Origin of the sequence: Streptomyces sp. NPDC059455 (genome assembly GCF_042750115.1) — a bacterium.
Taxonomy (GTDB): domain Bacteria; phylum Actinomycetota; class Actinomycetes; order Streptomycetales; family Streptomycetaceae; genus Streptomyces; species Streptomyces endocoffeicus.
Map to the genome: position 1 here is coordinate 1 of NZ_JBHYVB010000112.1, position 4,587 is coordinate 4,587.

The following is a 4,587-nucleotide window of genomic DNA, read 5'->3' on the forward strand; positions in this document are numbered from 1 at the left end:
GTGGCCCCCACTCCATGGGGCCACCGCGCGGCTCCGGTGAGTGCTCCGCTCGGGCGAGTGCTCCGCTCGTTCAGGTGTCGAAGCGGCGGCGGGATTCCTCGATATGACCGAGGTACGTATGCGTCCAGCCGCACATTCCATCGACCGTCGCCCGCAGGGCCCGGCCCGCCTCGGTGAGGGTGTACTCGACCCGTGGCGGCACGGTGGGGTGCACCTTCCGCTCGACCAGGCCGTTGCGCTCCAGCATGCGCAGGTTCTGGGTGAGCATCTTGTGGCTGATGCCCTCGACCTCGTTCCGCAACTCGCTGAAGCGCAGGGTGCGTTCACCGAGGAACTCGATGATCAGGAACGCCCACTTGTTGGCGACATCCGCGAAGATCTCCCTCGCCAGCGAGTCCGCGCGCATCAGATCGGCGTCTTCGGGCGAGCCCGTGTACTGCTTGGTCCCCATAAGGTCACTCTCCTACAGTTCCCGAGTCACCACAAGAGAGCACGGATGCGGGGAGCCGACTCGGGTCAGGTGAGCCGGTCGGTCAGGAACGCCAGCAGCACCTCGGCCACCTCGTCCGGCACCTCCTCGGCGAGGTCGTGTCCGGCCTCGAAGACATGACCGGTGACGTCATGGGCGAGGAGCCGCATCTGGGCCTCGTTCCGGTCGCCGATGAACGCGTCGCCACCGAGCGCCAGCACCGGGATGTCCAGCTTCGTCCGCGCCGCCTCCCGGTTCTGCTCGGCGTCGACGAGCATCGCCCGATAGACCGCCAGCATCGAGCGGATACCGCCGGGCATGGAGTAGCAGCGCACATATTCCTCGATCGCGTCCGCGGTGGCGGTGTCGGGGTAGCTGCGCTCGTCCTTCAGCATGTAGGTGATGAGCGCGCGCTCATGCCCGGCGATCAGCATCTCGGGTACGTCCGGCTGCGCTCATCGTGGCGCAGTCGAAGCCGTCCGCGGGGTGGGCGGAGTCGCCCAGACCGCGGAGGTCCGGTACGACGACGGTGTGCCGTGCCGTCAGCTTCGGGACCAGGTGCCGCCAGTGATAGCCGGTCTTGGGCACGCCGTGCAGCAGTACCACCACCGGGCCGGAGCCGGCCGTTCGGTAGTGCAGCTTCGTCCCGTTGACGGCGGCGCGGCCGGTGCGGACAGGGGCTCCACGATGGTCGGAAATCATTGCTTCTCCATAATCGATCTCAGGGTTTCGGGACTGACTTGTCTCGAATGAACGCAGGCATGAGCCATGAGCGACGACAGGTGCCTTCCGCCCTCGCGGCCGTGGATCGCCGCCGTCAGTCGGTGACGGCGGCCGCCGGTGGGGTCAGCATCGCCATGACGGCGTCGACGGAGGTGGTGATGCGGTCGCGCTGGTCCGCGCCCGCGCACGACAGCACCTTCAGGCCGCTGTTGAGCGAGGCCAGCATGGTCGCCGCCGATCGTGGATCGACGCCGGGGGCCAGCTCGCCCTCCGCGTGGGCCCTCAGCAGCGCGCCGTAGAGCGCGGTCTCGAGGCGGCTTCGGTTACCCTCGAGGCGCCGCGCGATCTCGGGGTCGGAATCGCCGTGCTCCACCGTGGCGTTGACCGCGAAGCAGCCCTGGGGGGGTGTCCGGTTTCGGGGCCGCCGCGCTGGTCTCCAGGAGATCCCGGACGGCGTCCAGGGCCGATGTGCGCGACGCCAGGATGTCGGCCGGGCTCGGCCCCGAGCCGCCGGAGAGGAAGCGGTCGAGCGCGGCCAGGTACAGTCCGCGCTTGGATCCGAAGGTCCCGTACAGACTTGCCCGTGCGATGCCCAGCTCGTCCACCAGGTCGCTGGTGGACGTCCCCTCGTAGCCATTGCGCCAGAACAGCCGCATCGCGGCGTCCAGCGCGACCTCCGGGTCGAATTCCTTCCTCCGTGCCATACCGGCACGCTAACCCTTTTTGAGATCGATCAGTCAATTACACGGGGGCGCTGCCCGGGGGCAGCGCCTCCATCACCGCCTCGCCCGGCGGGCACTCCTCTGCCGGACCCGCGGGCGCATCGCCTTGCGGGCGTCGATGGCCACGACCTCGAAGTTGTCCACGGTGCGGTTCACCCGGCCGAAGAGGTTGTCCGGACCCGCGATGCAGACCTTGGTGATGCCGTGCTCCCGCATCGTGTCCACCATGTCCGGCCAGCGGATCGGGCGGTTGAAGGTGTCGAGCAGCATGGTGCGCACACCGTCCGCGTCGGTCAGCAGCGCGCCGTTCTGGTCGGCGACGACCGGCAGCTTGGGGTCGGCCACCTCGAAGGTGCCGAGGACCTCCTCCTCCGCCTTGCGGCGTAGGGCGCCGAACGCCGGGGCGTGCACGGGCGGCCACATGGTGTACATGTTGTATCCGCCGAGCTCGCCGATCCGTTTCTTGAACCGGTCGAGCACGGGCTCGCGCAGGGACACGAGGTAGAAGCCCTGGTCGATGTAGCCCGAGACGTCGTGCCACTCCCCCTCGGCGTCCAGTTCGGCCAGCGCCTCCTGAAGCCGCTCCTCGGGGGTGTGGATCACGCAGTGCGTGACCGCCTCACGGTGCTCCTGCCGGAAGTACTCCTCCTCGCAGCGCGCCAGTTCGGCGGTGAGCCGCACGGTCTCCTCGAACGGCAGGGACCCCGCGTAGGTCACCGCGGCCCGCTGGCCGAAGCTCGGTCCGGCGCACAGCTCGGGCCGCTCTCCCAGCTCCTCCTCCGCCCAGTCGGCGAGGGAGAGACAGACGGTCAGGAAGGCGATCTGGGTGTGCGCGGCGTACTGCGCCTCCTCGTCGGCGTCCGACTGGCGGTACCGGTCGAACACGGAGTACCCCACCACCTCGTCGGCGATCGCGAGCCGGCGCCGGGCATGGGGGTTGGTCAGCAGGAACTCGCCCACGTCGGTGAAGCGGAAGGGCCCCATCCCGGGGAAGACCACCGCCGTACGGCTGGTCTCCGGATCGGATGTCCCCGGATCGGATGTCCGCGTCTCTGTGGCCTGTGGTTCGGTGATCTGCTGCTCTGTCATGCCTTCGCTCCCGGCGCCAGGTCGAGGGCCAGCTGCTCGAGCTGTCGTTTGTCGGGCTTGCCGTTGCGGTTCAGGGGGAATCGCTCCAGGACGTGAATGCGGTTGGGGTGCTCGAAGTCGGGCAGCAGAGAGGTGATCGGCTCCCGCCAGTGCCGCGGCTCCCGCTGCTGCTCGTCCTCCACGAAGAACAGGAGCTGGCAGCCGCGCTGTTCGTCCGGGACGGGGACGACCTTGACGAGGCAGCCGCCCGCGGCCAGCTTGTGCTCGATGATCTCGGGGTAGAGCGTGTGGCCGTTGCGGTGCACCGCGGCCTTCCGGCCGAGGACGAAGAGGTTGTCCCCGCCGTCCAGATAGCCGAAGTCGCCGGTGGGGTACCACTCGGTCTTGGCCGGGTCGACGGGGGCGACCGTGCCGTCCTCCGCCAGGTAGCCCTCCATCAGGTCGGGCGAGTGGACCTGGATCTCCCCGACCTCGCCGGAGGTGAGCGCGGCACCCTCGTCGTCGACGATCCGCAGCTTCAGGCCCTCGACGGCCCGCCCGCAGGCGACCACGTTGTCCTCGGTCGCGAAGGCCACATTCCCGGCCTCGGTGCTGCCGTAGCTGTCCAGCAGGGGCAGTCCGAACCGCTTGACGTAGTCGGCGACCAGGCCCGGGTCCAGCGGGGCAGCCCCGCTGCAGAACATGCGGACACCGGAGAGCTCGTCCCCCAGGGCGGGCTTGCGGCCGATCATGTTGAGCATGCTGCGGTAGCTGGCCGGGGTGGCGTCGACCACCGTGGCCCCGCAGGTGCCCGCCATGGTCATCGCCCGGTCCAGCCGCCGGTAGGGCGCGATGACCAGCGAGCACTTGACCAGCCAGGCGATCAGCACCATGGACAGCCCGTACTGGTGGGAGAAGGGCAGCAGCGGCAGCAGAACGTCATCGGGGCCGTGGCCCACCTGCTGGGCGTTGCGCTCCAGGTTCTTCAGGAACTTCGCCCCGGTCTTGACGACGCCCTTGGGCTCCCCGGTGGACCCGGAGGACCACATGATCAGGCCGTCGGGCAGCTCGCACCAGGTGTCGAGGGACAGCCGCTGCTCGGCGGGGGTCTGCTCCATGGACGCCACGAGCAGTTCGTAGATGGTGACCCGGGCCGGGCCGCTCTCGGGCATCGGGGTGTCGTCGTCGACCACGCAGATCTTGACCCCGGCCCGGTCGCAGATGCGCTGGGTGGCCTCCGCCCGCTCCTGGTGGTCGACCATGACGATCGACGCACCGGTGTGCATCAGGGCGAGGAGGGCCCCGACATAGCCGGCGGAGTTGCCCGCCTTCAGCATGACCCGGGTGCCGTCGCTGACTCCGCGCTCGCGGAGCGCTTCGGCGATGGCCAGGGCCCTCTGTTCGAACTCGGGAAGCGAATGCACCGCTTCCGTCGCAAAGACCTTTGCGGTCATCGGGTTTCACTGAGCCTTTCTTCTTCTTGAAGTCTCTTGGGGTGAAGAGCCACCCGCGACGCCGACGCTCTGCGAGACGTGGGCCCGGGAGTGGGGGACACCCCCCGCGGGTAACGGGGGTAGCGCCGGGGGGGACGTCTAGGAAAACACA

General features: G+C 69.0%; 5 protein-coding genes and 1 pseudogene. All 6 read right to left on the reverse strand.

The window, feature by feature from the left end:
• Positions 1 to 70 precede the first annotated feature (70 nt).
• The 6 genes and pseudogenes from ACFXB5_RS32455 to ACFXB5_RS32480 all read right to left on the reverse strand — a co-directional run bounded on the left by ACFXB5_RS32455 (position 71) and on the right by ACFXB5_RS32480 (position 4,436).
• Complete coding sequence (locus tag ACFXB5_RS32455; protein ID WP_037957071.1) at positions 71 to 451, reverse strand: helix-turn-helix domain-containing protein; 381 nt, start codon at positions 449 to 451, stop codon at positions 71 to 73.
• A 65-nt stretch (positions 452 to 516) separates the two neighbouring features.
• Positions 517 to 1,171: pseudogene (locus ACFXB5_RS32460) on the reverse strand (alpha/beta fold hydrolase).
• A gap of 115 nt (positions 1,172 to 1,286) precedes the next feature.
• Positions 1,287 to 1,565, reverse strand: a complete 279-nt coding sequence (locus ACFXB5_RS32465) for a hypothetical protein (protein WP_385214551.1) — start codon at positions 1,563 to 1,565, stop codon at positions 1,287 to 1,289.
• A complete protein-coding gene (locus ACFXB5_RS32470) occupies positions 1,516 to 1,896 on the reverse strand; it encodes a helix-turn-helix domain-containing protein (RefSeq protein WP_385214554.1) in 381 nt (126 codons plus the stop codon). The genes ACFXB5_RS32465 and ACFXB5_RS32470 overlap by 50 nt, the downstream gene beginning before the upstream one ends.
• A gap of 72 nt (positions 1,897 to 1,968) precedes the next feature.
• The gene (locus tag ACFXB5_RS32475) at positions 1,969 to 3,003 is read right to left on the reverse strand and encodes an ACP S-malonyltransferase (protein ID WP_385214557.1); all 1,035 of its coding nucleotides are present in this window, start codon (positions 3,001 to 3,003) and stop codon (positions 1,969 to 1,971) included.
• Positions 3,000 to 4,436, reverse strand: coding sequence for a class I adenylate-forming enzyme family protein (locus tag ACFXB5_RS32480; protein ID WP_385214560.1), 1,437 nt, complete (start codon positions 4,434 to 4,436; stop codon positions 3,000 to 3,002). Before ACFXB5_RS32480 ends, ACFXB5_RS32475 begins: the two co-directional genes overlap by 4 nt.
• Positions 4,437 to 4,587 lie beyond the last annotated feature (151 nt).

What these genes read in the sequence shown, in the direction of transcription:
- ACFXB5_RS32475 (WP_385214557.1), bottom strand. Translation starts at nt 3,003, where the DNA reads ATGACAGAGCAGCAGATCACCGAACCACAGGCCACAGAGACGCGGACA.
- ACFXB5_RS32455 (WP_037957071.1), bottom strand. Translation starts at nt 451, where the DNA reads ATGGGGACCAAGCAGTACACGGGCTCGCCCGAAGACGCCGATCTGATG.
- ACFXB5_RS32480 (WP_385214560.1), bottom strand. Translation starts at nt 4,436, where the DNA reads ATGACCGCAAAGGTCTTTGCGACGGAAGCGGTGCATTCGCTTCCCGAG.
- ACFXB5_RS32470 (WP_385214554.1), bottom strand. Translation starts at nt 1,896, where the DNA reads ATGGCACGGAGGAAGGAATTCGACCCGGAGGTCGCGCTGGACGCCGCG.